At 61.5% G+C, this 17,877-nt stretch carries 16 protein-coding genes; 13 read left to right on the forward strand and 3 right to left on the reverse strand.

The features are described 5' to 3' along the window. Nucleotide 1 precedes the first annotated feature (1 nt). From CH305_RS27275 to CH305_RS27305, 7 genes are all read left to right on the forward strand, one after another. A complete protein-coding gene (locus tag CH305_RS27275) occupies nt 2-916 on the forward strand; it encodes a 4Fe-4S domain-containing protein (protein WP_080730063.1) in 915 nt (304 codons plus the stop codon). A 54-nt stretch (nt 917-970) separates the two neighbouring features. Then, nucleotides 971-1,861, forward strand: coding sequence for a transketolase family protein (locus CH305_RS27280; protein WP_052047801.1), 891 nt, complete (start codon nt 971-973; stop codon nt 1,859-1,861). Between the two features lie 28 nt (nt 1,862-1,889). Then, nucleotides 1,890-2,657: an adenylate dimethylallyltransferase Fas4 gene (gene fas4, locus CH305_RS27285; RefSeq protein ID WP_015586134.1), complete on the forward strand. Its 768-nt coding sequence runs from the start codon at nt 1,890-1,892 to the stop codon at nt 2,655-2,657. Further along, nucleotides 2,654-3,970 (forward strand): FAD-binding protein, encoded by a 1,317-nt coding sequence (locus tag CH305_RS27290; RefSeq protein ID WP_032365005.1) that lies wholly within the window; start codon nt 2,654-2,656, stop codon nt 3,968-3,970. Before fas4 ends, CH305_RS27290 begins: the two co-directional genes overlap by 4 nt. A gap of 14 nt (nt 3,971-3,984) precedes the next feature. After that, on the forward strand, nt 3,985-4,566 hold the full coding sequence (locus tag CH305_RS27295) for a TIGR00730 family Rossman fold protein (protein WP_202902193.1): 582 nt from the start codon (nt 3,985-3,987) through the stop codon (nt 4,564-4,566). 106 nt (nt 4,567-4,672) lie between these two features. Beyond that, nucleotides 4,673-5,977 (forward strand): NtaA/DmoA family FMN-dependent monooxygenase, encoded by a 1,305-nt coding sequence (locus tag CH305_RS27300; RefSeq protein WP_015586137.1) that lies wholly within the window; start codon nt 4,673-4,675, stop codon nt 5,975-5,977. Between the two features lie 129 nt (nt 5,978-6,106). Continuing rightward, nucleotides 6,107-7,309, forward strand: a complete 1,203-nt coding sequence (locus CH305_RS27305) for a hypothetical protein (RefSeq protein ID WP_032365006.1) — start codon at nt 6,107-6,109, stop codon at nt 7,307-7,309. A 48-nt stretch (nt 7,310-7,357) separates the two neighbouring features. Here CH305_RS27305 and CH305_RS27310 read toward each other — a convergent pair whose 3' ends face one another. From CH305_RS27310 to CH305_RS27320, 3 genes are read right to left on the reverse strand one after another with little or no spacing between them, the layout of a single operon-like run. Continuing rightward, nucleotides 7,358-7,918 carry a hypothetical protein gene (locus CH305_RS27310; protein WP_015586139.1) on the reverse strand — a complete coding sequence of 187 codons (561 nt, stop codon included), beginning with the start codon at nt 7,916-7,918 and terminating at the stop codon, nt 7,358-7,360. A gap of 39 nt (nt 7,919-7,957) precedes the next feature. Next, complete coding sequence (locus CH305_RS27315; protein ID WP_015586140.1) at nt 7,958-9,388, reverse strand: cutinase family protein; 1,431 nt, start codon at nt 9,386-9,388, stop codon at nt 7,958-7,960. 46 nt (nt 9,389-9,434) lie between these two features. Further along, on the reverse strand, nt 9,435-10,280 hold the full coding sequence (locus tag CH305_RS27320) for a hypothetical protein (protein ID WP_015586141.1): 846 nt from the start codon (nt 10,278-10,280) through the stop codon (nt 9,435-9,437). A gap of 334 nt (nt 10,281-10,614) precedes the next feature. On the opposite strand from CH305_RS27320, the gene CH305_RS27325 reads away from it, so the two are divergent. From CH305_RS27325 to CH305_RS27350, 6 genes are all read left to right on the forward strand, one after another. Continuing rightward, nucleotides 10,615-10,896: a hypothetical protein gene (locus CH305_RS27325; protein WP_015586142.1), complete on the forward strand. Its 282-nt coding sequence runs from the start codon at nt 10,615-10,617 to the stop codon at nt 10,894-10,896. Then, the gene (locus tag CH305_RS27330) at nt 10,893-12,002 is read left to right on the forward strand and encodes a conjugal transfer protein (RefSeq protein ID WP_015586143.1); all 1,110 of its coding nucleotides are present in this window, start codon (nt 10,893-10,895) and stop codon (nt 12,000-12,002) included. The genes CH305_RS27325 and CH305_RS27330 overlap by 4 nt, the downstream gene beginning before the upstream one ends. Nucleotides 12,003-12,035: 33 nt before the next feature. Then, nucleotides 12,036-12,368: a hypothetical protein gene (locus CH305_RS27335; RefSeq protein ID WP_015586144.1), complete on the forward strand. Its 333-nt coding sequence runs from the start codon at nt 12,036-12,038 to the stop codon at nt 12,366-12,368. A gap of 61 nt (nt 12,369-12,429) precedes the next feature. Continuing rightward, on the forward strand, nt 12,430-13,161 hold the full coding sequence (locus CH305_RS27340) for a hypothetical protein (protein WP_015586145.1): 732 nt from the start codon (nt 12,430-12,432) through the stop codon (nt 13,159-13,161). Further along, a complete protein-coding gene (locus tag CH305_RS27345; RefSeq protein ID WP_015586146.1) occupies nt 13,161-15,686 on the forward strand; it encodes an ATP-binding protein in 2,526 nt (841 codons plus the stop codon). The genes CH305_RS27340 and CH305_RS27345 overlap by 1 nt, the downstream gene beginning before the upstream one ends. Continuing rightward, nucleotides 15,680-17,854 carry a hypothetical protein gene (locus CH305_RS27350; protein WP_052049377.1) on the forward strand — a complete coding sequence of 725 codons (2,175 nt, stop codon included), beginning with the start codon at nt 15,680-15,682 and terminating at the stop codon, nt 17,852-17,854. Before CH305_RS27345 ends, CH305_RS27350 begins: the two co-directional genes overlap by 7 nt. The last annotated feature ends 23 nt before the right edge of the window (nt 17,855-17,877 follow it).

The raw sequence follows: 17,877 nt of genomic DNA on the forward strand, positions 1-17,877 counted from the left end.
CATGAAAGTCGTCGTGAACGAGCGGAGGTGTTTCGGCTCCGGTCAGTGCGTGCTCGTCGCGCCCGAGGTCTTCGAGCAGAGTAACGACGGCACAGTCACATTGCTCGTGGACAAACCTTCCCCAGACAACCATTCGCTGGTACGCGCGGCTGCACGTTCCTGCCCAGCTACTGCTATCCGCTTCGAAGAGAATGCGATGCGACAAGAGCCAACCGAATTCAGCTATGACGATCTGCCTGCTCTGATCTCCCGTATGCGGGGAGACGAAAGGCACTCGTTCTCATCCTCATCGACGATGGACGTGCTGTGGGTACTCTACGACGAAATCCTCAACGTATCCCCCGAGAGCCCCGACGACGACGACAGGGACCGCTTCTTGCTGTCCAAAGGTCACGGCCCGATGGCCTACTACGCGGTACTTGCGGCCAAAGGGTTCCTCCGACCAGAGCTCCTCGATACCTGGGCGACAAAGAACTCACCACTCGGCTTCGCGCCGGATCGAACCAAAATCTCGGGTGTAGAAATGTCGGGTGGCTCGCTCGGCCATGGCTTGCCGCTCGCAGTGGGCGTCGCGATGGGACTCCGTATACAAAATCGTCACGCACCGAGAGTCTTCGTGCTCATCGGCGATGGAGAGTTCGATGAGGGCAGCAACCACGAGGCGATGGCTTTTGCAGGACGCGCGCGCTTGAACCAACTGACGGTCATCGTCCTGGACAACGGCACGGCAAGTATGGGTTGGCCGCATGGAATCGATAAACGGTTCGACGGTGAGGGTTGGGACACAATCAACATCAACGGTGCTGACCATGAGGAGATCGCTGCGGCACTGAATCGAGATCACAACGACAGACCGCTCGCGGTGGTCGCCACCGTGACTCGGCAATCGGCCCGTTCGTCCATTCAGCAGAGATGAATCGCCATGAATTCCGCAGACACGCAAGAACCAAAGTCCTTCAACCACACTGACATGTGGACCGCATTCGGAACGACCATGTCTGGTGCATTGGAAACAGACCCCCGCGCCGTAGTTGTGCTGGCCGACATCGGAGCCCACCTCTTCAAAGCGGCCGCGATCGCAGATCCCAACCGCGTGATCAACGTAGGGATCAGGGAACAGCTGATGATGGGGGTAGCCGGCGGGCTCGCCATGTGTGGCATGCGACCCGTGGTACACACAGTCGCCGCCTTTCTCGTCGAGCGGCCTCTTGAACAAATAAAGCTGAACTTCGCCCAGCAAGATGTCGGCGCAGTCCTGGTCAGTTGGGGAGCCTCCTACGACTTGTCGGAGTTCGCCTTCTCCCATTTCACCCCGGGCGATATCACCGTCATCGATTCGATGCCCAACTGGACAGTTCACGTGCCAGGCCATCCACAGGAGGCCGCCGATCTTCTCCTCGAATCGCTACCAGGCGATGGACGGGTCTACCTACGGCTGTCGAGTCAGGTCAACCGTTACCCCCATGCGGTCCGAGGGACATCGTTCACACCTATCAAGTACGGCACCCGCGGAGTCGTCCTCGCAGTCGGGCCCTGTTTAGATGCGGTGCTGTCGGCAACCTCCATGCTCGACGTAACCATCCTCTACGCGGCGACGATTCGCCCCTTCGACGCCACGGGCCTGTGTGCCGCGGTGCAAGCCGTGAACCGTCCGAACGTCGTGTTGGTCGAGCCCTATCTGGCAGGCACCTCGGCGCACCAAGTCTCGTCCAGTCTCGTCAGCCATCCCCATCGGCTGCTCTCCCTGGGCGTTCGACGTGAGATGGAAGATCGCCACTACGGAACCCCCGACGACCACGACCACATTCACGGACTTGACGCCCGTTCCCTGAGTAATTCGATCAATTCCTTCCTCGGCTGAGCACGACCCGCGAGAGAAAGGAATCGGGATGAAGGAATCAACCATGGCACAGACGCAAGCAAGGTTTGATCGGGTGCGATGGGAACCCGGCGTATACGCAATCGTCGGTGCCACCGGAATTGGAAAGAGCGCCGAAGCGAGCAAGTTGGCATTGAGTCACTCGGCTCCGATTGTTGTTGCCGACCGTATCCAGTGTTACTCCGATCTCCTGGTCACCAGTGGTCGAGCGTTCGACGCGAAAGTGGAAGGGCTCAACCGCGTTTGGCTCGACAACCGGACCATACATCAGGGCAACTTCGATCCGGACGAGGCCTTTGACCGGCTGATAAAAGTACTGACCTCGTACGTTGATCGCGGCGAAGCGGTGGTAATGGAGGGCGGTTCGATATCGCTCATTCTTCGATTCGCGCAAACGATATCCAACCTACCGTTCCCAGCTGTCGTGAATGTTATGCCTATTCCTGATAGGCAACACTACTTTGCCCAGCAGTGCGCAAGGGCACGACAAATGTTACGGGGAGATTCAACGGGCAGGAATTTACTCACCGAACTGGCGGAAGCGTGGGTTCTAGGCGATCAGCACAACTTCATAGCCTCGGTTGCGGGTCTGGACTGTGTACTCGACTGGTGCGCCACGCATTCCGTAACACCAGAGGAGTTGGCCAACCGAGACCTCACCACGGAGGTGCTCGACGAACTGGCGGCATCAATGGGTGGCCGGTATGTCGAGCACGGCGTCCTTCAGCAGGAAATATTTTTAAGAACCTTCGGTGCCCCAGGTGTGACCGCCAGATGAGCGGGATCTGGCACACCGACGACGTGCACCTGACATCCGCCGGGGCTGATTTCGGAAACTGCATCCATGCGAAACCGTCCGTCGTTGTCGTGCCACGGACCGTGGCCGACGTGCAGGAAGCCCTGCGCTACACCGCGGCGCGGAACCTATCGCTCGCGGTGCGCGGATCCGGACACTCGACTTACGGGCAATGCCAGGCAGATGGCGGAGTCGTGCTGGACATGAAAAGGTTCAACACCGTCCACGACGTTCGATCGGGGCAGGCCACGATCGATGCGGGTGTGCGATGGAGCGACGTGGTCGCTGCCACGCTCAGCCGCCAGCAAACCCCTCCGGTACTCACCGACTATCTCGGGACCACCGTCGGCGGAACGCTTTCGGTCGGCGGCTTCGGGGGATCGAGTCACGGCTTTGGCTTGCAAACCGACAACGTGGACTCTCTTGCTGTAGTTACCGGATCGGGAGATTTTCGGGAATGCTCCGCCGTATCGAACAGTGAACTTTTCGACGCCGTGCGCGGCGGCCTCGGTCAATTCGGCGTAATCGTCAACGCGACAATCCGTCTGACCGCTGCTCACGAGTCGGTTCGACAGTACAAATTGCAGTATTCCAACCTCGGCGTATTCCTTGGCGACCAACTCCGCGCCATGTCCAACAGACTATTCGACCATGTACAAGGACGAATTCGTGTCGATGCCGACGGCCACTTACGTTATCGACTGGACCTAGCCAAGTACTTCACCCCACCACGAAGGCCAGACGACGATGCGCTGTTGTCATCGCTCCAATACGATTCGTGCGCCGAATACAACTCGGACGTAGATTATGGTGACTTTATCAACCGTATGGCGGATCAGGAGCTTGATCTTCGGCACACAGGTGAGTGGTTCTATCCACATCCATGGGCCAGCCTGCTGATCCCGGCAGACAAGATCGAGCAGTTCATCGAAACTACCAGCTCCTCATTGACGGATGACCTAGGAAACTCCGGGCTGATCATGGTTTACCCGATTCCAACAACACCGATCACCGCACCGTTCATTCCGATTCCTCACTGCGACACATTCTTCATGTTGGCCGTACTTCGAACAGCATCCCCAGGGGCCGAAGCCCGAATGATTGCCAGCAACCGCCTGCTCTATGAACAGGCTCGGGATGTAGGCGGGGTGGCCTACGCAGTCAATGCTGTCCCCATGTCACCGGGAGATTGGTGTACGCACTTCGGTTCGCGATGGCAGGCCATCGCACGGGCTAAGCGTCGCTTCGACCCATACAGGATCCTCGCCCCTGGATACAGAATGTCATTCGACTGATGAACCTTCGACCAATGCCCGCGACTACGGTCTCGGCACAGGCCCGCCCGACCCCCAAGAGCGTCACGGTCTTCTGCGGAGCTATGCCAGGGCGCGGGACCAAATATGGACAGCTCGCAGAGGGGATGGGGCGTGCGATTGCTAGATCGAAGCTGCGCCTCGTTTATGGTGGCGCCCGAGTCGGCCTCATGGGCACCCTCGCGAACGCGGCCTTGGACTCCGGCGGAACCGTCGTTGGCGTGATCCCTGAGAGCTTCACTGCGATACCCGAGGCTGCGCATCATGGACTGACAGAACTACACGTCGTCCATGACATGCACCAACGCAAAGCTCTCATGGCCGAACTCGGTGACGCATTCATTGCCCTCCCCGGCGGTGTCGGAACCGCAGAAGAGTTCTTCGAGGTCCTTACGTGGTCACACCTGGGGCTTCACAATAAACCCTGTGTACTGCTGAACGACAACGAGTATTACCGCCCCTTGCTCTCCTACATCGAGCACGCTGCCGTCGAAGGATTTATCACCCCCGCAACCCGGTCTCGCGTAATCGTCTGCAAAGACATCGAGGGGGCTATCGCGGCCATTCGCTCACCCTAATTAGTGGGACTTCTGCCTGGCCGGTAGATCTGCTCCGTCCTCGGTGCATTCTATATCGCTCACGTTCCACCCAGTTCGTCCGTATACGAAATTTGGAGGCACGTCGATGTCTGTACGAAAATTTCACCTAGGCTGGTTTGTCGGTTTCTTTGCTAACGATTTCACCGGCGACTTCTCGCCGCCTGAAGAGCCATGGGATGGCCGATTCTATGTCGAGATGGCGAAGTCGCTAGAGCGCGCAGGATTCGACTACATGATGTTCGAGGACACGGTGTCGGTACCCGATGCATACGGGCGATCCTTCGATGCGTACCTGAAACACGCCCTGTGGGTGCCGAAACACGACCCAGTGCCGTTGGCGTCGGTGATCGCGGCCGCGACCGACCGCATAGGCGTAATCGCTACGATGTCGACGGCCTTCTATCCCCCATACATGCTGGCACGCACTGTCTCTACGGTCGACCACATCGCTGGTGGGCGCTTTGGATGGAACATCGTCACCACCGGTCAAGATCAGGCCGCGCGCAACTTCGGCATGGATCGTCTGCTGCCGCACGACAAGCGCTACGAGGTAGCACATGAGTACGTCGACCTTGTCCGAGATCTATGGAATTCCTGGGATCGAGACAACATCGTCCGTGACCGCGAGTCAGGGACTTATGTTGCGCCCGGCACTGTTCGGGCAGTGAACCACACTGGGGAGCATTTCCGTTCGGCGGGTCCGCTCAACACGGTGCACCCACCCAATGGGCAACCAGTTTTCGTCCAAGCTGGCGGATCCCCCAAGGGCCGCGACTTCGCCGCGAAGTACGCCGACTCGATTGTTGCCAACGTCAACACCGTGGAGACGATGCGGGAGTTTCGTGACGATGTCCGTAACCGGGCGCAGGCACACGGTCGAGACCCTGACGACATCAAGGTTCTCTTCATCGCGATGCCAGTACTCGGTGCCACTATGGATGAGGCTCAGGCCGCGAATAAACGGAGAATGACCAGCGACCGGGCCATCGAAAACATTCTTTTGCAACTGTCTTTCGTCACCGACATCGACTTCTCTCAGTTTCCGCTCGACGAAGTACCTCCGCAAGACTTGACAACCAATGGCGAGCAGTCATCACTGGAGAGCTTCCTGCAGCACGGTAGCGGTAAAACTCTGCGCGAGCTGACCATTGATTACCTCGCTCCGTCTATCGAACTGGTGGGGACGCCTGATCACGTAGCGGAGCGCATGGGGGAGATCGTCGACGAGGTAGGCGGTGACGGATTCTTGATTTATACCGGGTCGAACTCGCTCACCCGCCGATTCATCGCTGAGATTACCGACGGCCTCGTGCCAGCTTTACAACGAATTGGGCGAACGCGGGTGGGATATTCGTCGGTGTATCTACGTGACAACCTTCGTGAGTTCTAGTTTTGGTGCTCGTTCGCGCCATCTCCCGAGGCCATCCCATGATCAGAAACGCTCCTGGTGGTGCCGGGCTCGTGATCATCGAGCTGCACGTCCCCTATCGAACAGCAATTTAAGTGACAGGAATTTGTGGTGACTGTGGATTACTCTATTCGGGGGCTCGCTCCCAGTGAGGCGCTCTACGTCGACTTGGGAGTTTTCATCGGGTATTCGGTGCGGGCTCGCGGCGATTTGAACATATCGGGGCTCTCGGCGGCATTTGCGACATTGCGACGCTCGTATCCTGTGTTGGCTGCGCACGTGGAGACGATCGATGGAGACCATATGATCGTCAAACCATCCGGTCCGCTGCCCGGCCTCAGCGTGCACACAGGGGATCCCGGTCAGCCGCTGAGCGGGGTGAACCTCAGTGCGGGCCGCGCCCTTTCCGGGCTACACGTCGTCGGCGATTCCGCCTGCGCGAGTGTGACTTTACTAACCCACCACTGCATAGCCGACGGTCGCCATTCTGTAGATTTGCTCAGCGATCTGTGGTCTTTCTACACCGACATTGTGGAAGGAAAGACCCCTGACGCGGTTGTTCATGGCTATCCCGAGTCGCTGGAAAAGCTGTTCTCCGAGAGAGGAATCGACACACCCGATGTCGGCAATGACGAACCATTAGAGTCGGCATTAAACAGGCCGCCGACGGCTGGCTATACCGAGCCACATCGTGCGATGACCCAACTGCGTTGTCGTTTGAGCAGGCGAGTCACGACCGGGCTCATCGACTTCGGACGTCACCATGGAGTTACGGTAAACGGCCTAGTATCTGCCGCTATCATGCGGACCGAGTCAGATCTGAGAAGTGTTCGGCTCGCCGACATCGCCTACCATTTTATTGTGGACCTCAGGCCTCACGTCACACCTGCAGTGGATTCCACCGCGGGAACAAATATTGTCGGCTTCCCCGTCTATCGGGCTACGGCCGAGTCCGTAGAAATCGTGGATCTGGCTCGCAGTTTAAATGAGGAATTGCACATCGATCTCGCCGCCGGCCACCTCCAAAGTGAAGCCCTGACAGCCGCGAAGATGGCAGTGCTGTTGCCTGAACCCAACGAGGTTCGTTGCACCAATGGAGGCACGGTTCCACCATTGCGATCGCCCGCAGGACTCAAACTCGAGGACTGCCGGCCCGCGCCAGCTGGGTTTTCCTTTCCTGTTTACATCGTCCATGGGTATGGCGGTCGACTGAACATCGAGTTTGCTTTGCCGCACGGAGCTTCCCGCTACGACATCGGCCGAGGCCGGGAACGGATCAGAACGCTCGAATCCCACCTTCGTTCCGTGGCGTGATTGACCAGGCACCGGTTCCGTGAGGCCGCGCCACGCAAGGTCAGCGGATCAACCGTTATTCAGACAGTCCCGGTCTCGCAGACGAGGCTCAGCGAAATTCCGCAACGCTTCGGAGATGCGTGGGGCGTTGAGATCGGTGATCGTGGCGAGGTAGACGTTGGCGCGGTGTCCGCGGTGAGCGAGGACGGACAGGAGTTGGAGACTGCGGTTGCAGGTGAGGCGGAGGGTGTCTACGACGCCTTCGAGGGAGTCGATGACGAGGTATGCGGGGGTGAAGTCGTGGGTTGTGGCTTGACCGTTGTCGATCAGAGTTTTGCGTTGGGTTGTGAATCGCCAAACGGAATCCATGATGTCGACAGGGTCCGGGTCGGTGTCCGCGGTGGTCGAGAACGTGGGGGTTCTGGACGGGCCAGTGATCATCCATACGTGCGGAGAGTGGCCGCTGAGGGTGTCGGCGAGGGTGTGTGCGAGGTGCGTCGACGCCGCGGGATCGGCGTTCAGGAGGAGATGACCGTCGCGCTGGGGGTGCCACGTTTTGGTACCCCCAGCGTCGTGCACGTCGATGCGGACAGCGATGTCGGTGTCGGGGTCGTCCAGCTCTGTCAGCATCGTGACGGTTCCTTGTGTTCGAGTAGGGAGGTGGGTCGGCTACGAAGCAATCTGTGCCGTGGGGTTGGTGATGCGGGTGCGGAAGAGGTTGGTGAGCTCGTCCGCTCCGGTTCGACCGTTGTCGGCCATCGGTTCGTTCGCGTAGGAGTTGTGCGAATCGGTGGCGAGCGAGGTGGCGTAGTTGAGCACCTCGTCGAGCACGCGGCCTGGGGTGAGATTATCGGCCAGCCGGTTCAAAAGGGGGAACTCGTCGAGGGGGAGTGCGCGGAGGGTCTTGCGGACCGCGTTGTTGACCTGGCCCACGAGTTTGCCGAGATCGGCCGGTAGAGCCACATAGTTCTGGGCCGCGGCGTTGGTGGAGATCCGCGCTGCGGTGGTGCCGATCGCGATGTACTCGTTGATAGGCAGCTTGGACACCACGGTCCCGATCATCGAACTGAATTGGCTCGCGAAGCTGATGACTTGGGGTGTGAGGGTCGCCAGCAGTGCCGGAACGGCGAACATGTCACCGCGGTGGATTGCATCGGTGAGCTGCGAGACGGTGGTGGCCATCGGGGCGATGTCTGCCCCGGGGATGGTCATTTCTGCGACCTTTGCGCTCAGTGTTGAGACGTTGCCGGCGAGGTCGAGTGCGAGCTGCGGCACGGTGAGCATGTTGCCTGTGGTCACTGCGGTGTTCAGTTTGCCGAGCGTGTCGGTCAGGGGTTGGCCGTCGAGACCGAGAAGCGTGGTGACGACTCCGGCGACCGAAGACGCGGGATCGGTGGCGTCGATCTTCGATCCGAGTTGCCCGATGAACTGTGTGGCGATGGCGTCGTCGGGGGTGTTGCAGTACGTGTCGTCGGGATCGCACACGCTGGCGGTGACGTTGTTGAGAGCTCCGAATCCCTTGGGTCGCGCACCGACGAAGCCGTTGCCGGTGGTCTTGGTTCCGAGTTGAACGCCGGCGGTCGGGCTCTGGCCGGGGTCGGCCATCAGGCCCACGGCAAAGATGCGATCGGCGCTCACCGGGCCCTCGCCGTTTCCGATCTTGCTGGCTAGATCTCCCGCGGCGTCGGCCCCTTGGGAGAAGCCGGTCAGCCCGAACTTGGTGCTCGGGCATTCGGCTGCCTTCTCGGAGATGTGTTGCGATGCGCGATCGATCGCTTCCTTCTTACTGGTTCCGTAGGTCTGGGCCTTGTCGTTCACGATCGTCGCGACGTAGGGAACTGTGTATGTCTGCAGTTCCTGGGATGAGAACTCGGAGTCGAGTGGGTCCACGACGTTGCGGAGCATTCCGACCGGCACATTCGGATCGGCCTGCTCGTTGGTTTCCGTGGTGCCGGGTATGGCCACCAAGATGTTGTCCGGGCATGCCGGAGCACCGGCTTGCGGATCGGCAATGGCGGAGGGAATGACGACGATGCTGGCAGCGACGGCGAGCCCGACTGCGCTGACAACGATCCTCTTGCGTGTACGAGATGCGGTCATGATGTGCGTCCTTTGTAGGTGAGAGCGGGGTTGGTGCAGGTGGACTTCAGCTCGCCAAGGCGGACTCATGGTGTGATCGGGTGTAGAAGAACGTCCGCTTTCCCGGCGAGGGAGTGTTGCCGGTGCGTGCTGCTACTCCGTCGCGGACTCGCGCGACAGCGCGGCTCAAGCGCTGTCGAAGGGCTGCCGGTGAGCAGTTCTCCTCGACGGCGAGCGATGCGAGATCGGCACCTTCGGTGACGAGATATGCACGGATCAGAAGTGAGTGCTCGTCGGCAGTGATGGTCTTGGACTGCACTGCCCATGCAAGAACCGAATGCAATTCCCGTGCCGATACCTCCCCCGGATTGCTGGTCGTGCGGTCATCGGATCCGTCGGCAACCCGGTGGAGCTGGTCGGGTTCGGCCGGCGTTTCCACCGCAGATTCGCAGGTCTTGGTGATCAGACCCAGCGTCCGAAGCGAGAGTGCCCCGGCAATCCCAGTGCCGCCGGGACGGTGCGAAGCGATCACCTCGTAGAACGCGGCGATGGTACGCGAGGCACGTTCTTCGCGGCTGTGATCGGTTCCGTCCAGCCGCGCGTAGCGATGGATTCGGACCAGCTTGGGGAGCATCAACCGGACCAAAACTGTGCCGGCGAGGGCGCTGCCTGCACTGTGCTCGGTGAGCAGAAGGGACAGGGTGGCGTCACTGTCCTGAGCGGCAAGCTCAGCGATGTCGGCCACGGAGCGAGCGGACGACCATGCGGGGTGTCGATCGGCCCACGTGCGGACTTCGCGGCCTGCGAGAGCGTCGACACAGAGATTGGTCCACTCGGCGTTGATCGTCGTAAACAGCGATGTGCTGTATCCGAGTGGGGTGGAGGAATGCGAGGAAGGCTGCGGCGAGGTCACTGGGGCGCTCCTGATAGAGGCAACTGAAGTTCGATCGCCTCTGACACAAACAGCGCCTTATATCCGCTGAGCTGCGGATTCTTACTCGAAAAGGCGGAGCTGTTATACCCGCCGGGTCCGGCGGAACCAGAAAACGGCAGCGCCCCGCGTTCGACATAGACCGCTGTGACCTGCGGTTACACGGCGACGGTGATAACAGCCCGACGAATCGCAGCGGGGCGGTGAAAAAAAGTTCGAGAAATTTCCGGTCGCCTCTGTCACAGACCCGCCCGCGAAGGGATCTACCTGTTCTCAGAAGCCCGTACACGGCGGGCTACCGACAGGAGGACCCCGGATGGACGACCACGATCCGTCGGCCGCATTGCTCTCGGACACCGCTCGCGTGCACTCGGTGTCCGAAGAGATCCGCGGCCTCGCGGCGCAACTCGGCGACAATCCGCTCAGCGCAGAGATCGCCAGCCGCGTCCGCGAGGTCGTGCTCGGTGAGCCGGCCGAGCAGGCGCGGGCAGCGCTCGAACGGATGATGGCGACCCGGGGTCGAGGCGCTCTGCGATTGGTCGACGAGGGCTTCGTACCCGCCACGGTCGAGCCGTCTCGGCACGAGGAGATCTCATGAAGATCCATCTCCGTAAGAAGGGCTCGAACAAGCCGACAGAAGCTGCGCCGGCCACCGAGCTTCATCAGTGGGCCGGCAAGCAAGCGGTCGCGACCAAGGCGATGAAGTGGGGTCTGTTCGCGGCGATCGGCTCCGGAGTGGTGGCACTGGTTCTCGTCTTGGCCGGCGTCGGGTCCACGACGCCGATCCAGAGCAAGGCAAACCCTCAGACGGTCATCGACACAGCCCGCGAAGCAGCAGCGACCGACCTCGCGCAGGACTTCGTGTTGACGTGGTTGCAATCCAAGCGAGGAGACGAGAAAGCCCTCGCGCGCTTCGTCCGCACCGACGGCATGTCGCTTCCGGCTCAGGCGAGCTATACCGCGTCCGAACCTCGAATCGCGAGCGTGAAAGCAATCGACCCGCCGGCGCGAAATCAGGGTCCCACAGGATCGACATCGCAAGGAGGACCGCTACAGGCGGCCGGCCAGAACTACGCGATCGTTGTGTCGGTCTCGGTGGTTCCGATCGGGGCAGACCCGGCGACGAAGCCGGAACGTCGATACTTCTCGGTCCCTGTCGTGTTCGTGGGAGACGACGCGCGGGCTGCAGCAGTCCCTGCTGCTGTGGCGGCCCCGGCAACCGGCGGTGACCTCACACTCGGCTACCGATTCCGAGTCGGCCTCGATCACTCGCTCACCCAGTCGATCAGCCAGTTCCTCTCGGCAATGGTTGCCGGTGCCGGAGAAATTTCTCGCTACACCTCACCCGGCACACCGATCCGTGCCGTCACCCCCGCGCCGTACACCAGTGTCCAGATCACCGACCTCGTCTCGGACACCGACTTCTCGGCGGGTGCGTCCGGATCCCCGGCAGATGGTGCGACGGTACGGGTGCTCGCCACCGCGACCGTCACAGCCACGGACCGAGCGCAGACCTCGACCGTGCAATACCCGCTGACAGCGATCGCCCGGGGTGGCCGGTGGGAAGTATCCGCGCTCGACCCGATGCCGTTGCTCGCGAACTCGACCGGACTCAGCGCAGCAACCCCAACCATTGCGGTGCCGACCTCGACTGGTGCCAGCACTACCTCCTCCGTTCCCGCAGCGCCCGTTCAACCGAACTGACGCTCTGCTCCCCCTATCCGAAAGGTACGAACAATGACCATTACCTCGATCCTGGCCGATCCGTCGTCGACCGTCGTCGCCGAAGGAATCATCGAATGGGCCAACAACAAAGGTGCGGAGGTGCAGGGCCTCATCCGCACTCTCGTGGGCGTCGGCGTCGCCGGGTTCATCGCCGCGATTGCTTTCAAAAGTCACTTCGCCATTGCCAAAACACTGGTGGCGATCGTGGTCGGCGGGGCACTGATCTGGGTGATGTGGAACATCACCGCCGTCAAAGACAGTGTCGGCGACGAGCTTCCCGGCTCCGCCTCGCCACAAAGCAGCGAGGTCGTCGTGGTGCCCGATCCGATCGCGGCGTTCATCTGACACTGCTCGGCCAACTCACGAACACCTCGATTCAACGACCCCCGCAGGAGTGTGACCGACCATGACCGAACAGCAGGCCTCCTCGCGGAGCGTGGTCAAGATGTTCACCAAAGCGCGCAATTTTCCGCAGCTGATCGGCAAAGCGCCAGACGGCCGAAAGATCCCCGGTGGCCCCTACACCCTGACCCAGTTCGTCGGCGCGGGTATTGCAGGCGGACTGCTGTGGCTGACCCAGTCGCTGTGGGCGCAGGGCAGTGTCATCACCAACGGTGTCATCTTCCTCGGTGTCACCGGCGGCACCCTGTGGGCGTTGGGGAGGCTGCCGCAGGGAGCACGGAATCCGATCTCAGTAGTCCGGGGTGTCGGGCGCGCGGCTACCGGGGCGATGTCACCGTCGAGGATCAATGGCGAGCCGATCCGGATCAAACGCCCTCACGCGGTACTGGGGTCGGTGATCATCCTCGACACCCCGCCAAGCCACGACGCTGCTATCAGTGAACCAGCAGTCATCAGAGCATCCAGCGATCGAGTAGAGAACGCCGCGGCACCGGTGGAGCTCGACGACAACGCAGCGCCGGCCGCACCAGCATTCAGACCTCTGACCCAACCGCGGCCGGAGCGAAAGATCGCACCAGCGCCAGCCCGGCCGCGATCGGACGGCGAACGCCAGCGCTCGCAGAGTCCAGCCCTGGCCGAAGCGTTCGGCGTCGCCAACCTGGCACCGGCGAGCAGCGTTCAGCAGCTGCTTGCCATGGCTGCAGCGGCCCCCACCCCGACCCGAGAGAAGGCGTAATGCAACAACCGAACCGGCTCGTCACCTCGAACTTGCGCTGGACCCGCTCCGGAGTCGTCTGGGCGGACTACGTCCTGACCGGAATCCCGTACGGGTACCGGCCGATCGAAGACCGACAGACCGCGCGGGCGATGCACAAGATGTTGCTGCGCGCTCTTCCTGGCGAATCTCTCCTGCTCAGTGTCGCGGTCAGTCTGGACCCAATGACCATCGTCGAGCGCATGGAACGGGGTGTCGATCTCGATCTCCATCCCGCGTGGGCAGACGAATGCGACGCCACGATCGACCGCCTGGAGGAGATCCGACCCGGCCAGCGAATCTACTGGCTGTCCATCCCCCTGGCCAACCACGGCTTCGGTGACACCGTCAAGGCCGCAACGTCCGCCGCATGGTCCTCGGTGGCCGATCTGCTGGGGATGCCGCCCTCGTCGATTCCCGTCGAGGAGAGAGAACGCCGCGCAGCTCAGGCCGCGCAGATCGCCGCGGCCATCCCTGCCTTCTACGATGCGACCCCCGCAACCCCCTCCCAGATGGTGTGGCTGCACCAACATGCTCTGCAGCGCGGCCTCGGCCTCGATACCGACATGCCCACCGCTCTAGATCATCCGGCAGGCACTGCTCGAGGATCCTTCACTGCCGCGCGGCTCGACGAAGGGGCTCAAAGCGATCGCCCCGAATCGGGCTGGCGGGCCAAGGCGCCGACCTTGTCGCGTGTGCTCAAAGTCGACCAGCCGTGGGAGGTAACGCCACCGCCGGCCAGCTATCAGTGCTTCCTGGTGCTCGCCGCCACTCCTTCGGGCGGCACGCTGTTTCCAGGCTCGGAGTACCTGACCCTCGCGGACAACCTGGGCGGCGTCGATGTCGACTGGGCAATTCGGTTCAAGAACTCCGCTGCATCGGAGGTTCTGAAGAAGAACCGCCGCGCCTTGGTGCAGATGAACGATCAATACACCCAGCGAGAAGACGAATTGAGCACCGGCAGCGTCCTCGACGACGCTGCCGTCGCCCTCGCGGAATACAACGCGCTTCTGGAGGCGGACGCAATGGAGATGGAAGTGCAATCCACCACCGTCTTCTGTGTCGCCGCCGCGGACGAAGAGACGGCCATCGCATATCAGCGCGAGCTGGCGAAGGAGTTCGAGGGTTCGACCTACAGGTTGCAGTCACCGATCGGATTCCAGGAGGAGCTGTTCTGGGCAATGACACCCGGCGTGCCGACGCCGGCGATCTGCAACGAGTTCGCGCAGATCACCACATCCGAACATTTCGCCGCGTACGTACCGGTCACCCGCAACGATCTCGGCGACGGAGACGGCCCGCTGATCGCACTCAACATTTCCTCGGCCCGCACTGGCGTCGTGCACCACGACATCGCCAAGAAAGCGTCACGTGACGTTTCGGGTTCGGTGGGAGTGTGTGGCAACTTGGGATCAGGCAAGTCCGGCTACTTGAAAACAACCGGTAACCAGGTCGTCGACCGCGGCGGCCAAGTCATCGTGGTCGACCGGACCCCTCTGGGCGAATACGCACTGTGGGCCGAAGCGATCACCGACGCGGTGGTCGTCGATACCGCAGCACCGGACGTCACGATGGACCCTCTTCGGCTGTTCTCGCCCGCACGAGGAGGGGAAGTTGCGGTGTCTATTCTGTTGCCGCTGTTGCAACTTCAGCCCGACGACCGTTTGGGGGTACTGCTGTCTCAAGTGCTCGAGCCGGAATACCGCGCTCGCTTCGGCAATTTCACTACCCCAGGCCTGGTTTCGCACCTCGAGAAGGACTGCACCCTCGACGGAGCTGCCGAGCTTGCCGGAAAGTTGAAGGTCTACGCGACCAAATCCTATGCAGCAGCGCTGTTTCGGCCGGACCTAGAGCCGTTCAATCCACGCGCAGGAGCCATCGTCTTCCGCACTCACACACTGGAATTGCCCTCGGAGCGAGAAGTGGAGAACGAGCATCTGTTCAAGCAGATGTCGCTCCAGAAGCGGGTAGGGCGAATGATGTACACCCTCATCGCGCAGATCGCCCGCGGCATTTGCTTCGCGGACCCCAACACCCTCGCGGTCTTCCTGCTCGACGAATGCCATCACCTGACGCGCTCGAGCGAAGGTGTCGAGATCATCATCGACTTCATTCGAGACGGCCGCAAACACGACGCCGCGGTGATGCTCGGATCGCACGACCCCGAAGCAGACTTCGGCTCCGAGACGCTGCGAGGGCTCATCCCCACCCGGCTCGTGTTCCGGCAGACGGATCGACGACTAGCGCAAAAATCGTTGAAGTGGCTCGGCGTCGGGGAAGACGATCTCGGACTGCTCAAAGAGCTGATGGAGAACACATCGCCCGTCGAAGGCAAAGACGGATACGTCGCACCGCATCGCCGCGGAGAGGGCTACATGCGCGATCCCGCCGGCAACGTCGGCCGCATCAAGGTCTTACTTCCGGCATCGGAAGCGAGATACCAAGCGGCGAGTACGACTCCGAAAGAATCGACTACCGAGCGCGCTGCGGAGTTGGCGACATGGTGATGTCGAAACGAGTTGTGCGCCGGCCAGGTTCGATTGGCGGCGGCGTCAAGATGGTTCTCGAGCTCGTGCTGTGGTCGTGGATCCCGCGGTCGTGGTGCAGTGTTCTCGCTCGCTTCCTCGGCCCTGTCTTCAAGTGGGTAGTGGCATCTCGAATCCGCCGCGCGATCGTCACAGGTGTCGCTGTCTGGCACATGATCGGTCTGCTGGCGATCGCCCTGGCGTCACCGGCTCATGCCGACCCGGGTGAAACCCTGCCCACCAACAGCACATTCAGCTGGATGGAAGTCCGTGACTCTCACGGAATTCTGGTCTGGGACTACTTCATGTCCATCGACGAAGGCTCGGTCGGGCACCCGATGTACACCGTGTTCTCCACCTTCATCATGCTCGAGTACGAGGTGTACCGCGGGGTGACCGGCTTCGCGATTTGGTTCGTCACCTACGCCTTGCGGTTCGAGTGGCTCGAATTGTTGACTGCGCCGTTCCGTTCGATCGGCGATGCCATGCAAACGGTCACCGATCAGTTCCAGCTCACGGGCCTTCTTCTCACCGCTGCTGCAGGCATCGGAGCGTGGTGGGTCATTCGCGGACGGTGGACGACGGGAGTGTACGAACTCCTGATGGCAGCAGCGATCGCCGCTGCGGCAGTGGGGATCCTGTCCAATCCAGTCGAACGGGTCGCAGGACAAGACGGCCTGATCATGCAGGCGCGCGACGCCGGCGTGCAGCTTGCGGCAGGCCTGGCCAACAAGGGAGACACGACGTCGAGTTCCGACGAACTCATCGACCAGATCTCGGAACAGATGGCCGACACGTTCATCAGGCAACCCACCCAACTGCTGAACTTCGGCCGAGTCATCGACGGCTCGCCCGACGGAGAACGTTGCACTCAAGCCTGGGACGCCGGCCACGAAAAAGCAGACGGCAACACACGAGACACCCTCAAAGACAACATCAAAGGCTGCGGCGGCGAAGGCGCAAAACAGATGAAGGACTTCGCCGATCACCCCGGACCGGGACAGGTCGGGTCCGGGGTCGCGATGCTACTGGCCGGTGTCATCCTGCTCGGATTCGCCACAATTCTGGCGTTCACCCTCATCCTCGCGGTACTCACCGCCCTCGCATCGGCCGTCAAGGGAATTGTGGTGACCGTCGTTGGAATTCTGCCCGGATCCGGCCGCGGAGCATTGTGGAAAACCCTCGCCGCGGTGCTGATGTCGATGGTCATCGTTATCTTCGCGGTGGTGTTCCTCGTCGGATACATGATCGTGATCGGACAGTTGTTCAGAGGAGACGGCGACTCTCCGCTGATGATGAAATTCATCCTGACCGACATCGTTCTGATCGCGGGCATCATTCTCTACCGCCGCGCAGTGAAAGGACTACGCAAAGCTTCCGACGCCCTCGCACGCAAGCTCGGAAGCAGACCAGGAGCCGCGCCCACCGCGATATCGACCAAGACACCGACCAGCCCCCTCGCCCAAGCTGCCTACGCCGGACAAGTGGCCCGCCAGGCCTATCAAGGTGGAAAGGGACTGGCCAAGACAGCCAGCCATGCAACGGCCCGAACCGCCAAGGCGAGTAAAGCTCTCGTCGACGGGACGGCAGCCGCCAGCAGCGCAGCCACACTGGGAACTGCTGCCGTGGTCTACTCGGCCGGGAAGATTGCAACCGCGGGCGTCAAGAAGGTCGTCGGTCGACGGAGCGACGCCAAAGCTACCCAGGCGGCCACCGACACCACCAATGCTTCCGAAACCCACCCCAGCCTTCGCAAACCGATCAACATCGACCTTCCCCCGACGCAGTCGGTCGTCGGCTCCGGTCACTCCCACACTCCGGTCTCCAGCCCCGTCGGAGACCGATCGGCGGTCCGCTCTCACGGCGACAAGACAACGAACGCACCCGGTATCAAGCGGCCGGTGGCCACCGCTCCCGCACTGTCGACTCCAGGAAACCGAGAAGTTCGGGCCAGCCGCGCCACGGTGACCGGCCCTGGAGGCGGACGATTCCGTGAGTACTCCACCGATGAGGGCTCGCCGCTTCTGCTTCCCGACCGGTCCACGCGGCCGTCGAGTGCTCCGCGTCGTGCCCGACCGACCGTCCAACCAGGTGCCACCACGAATCCGACGGAAATCCTCCATCGAGCTGCGTCAGGCGCACGGCGATGACCTTGGTGGCCCCGCCTGAGACA

Origin of the sequence: Rhodococcus sp. 15-649-2-2, assembly GCF_002258645.1 — a bacterium.
In the GTDB taxonomy this organism is placed as follows: Bacteria; Actinomycetota; Actinomycetes; order Mycobacteriales; family Mycobacteriaceae; genus Rhodococcoides.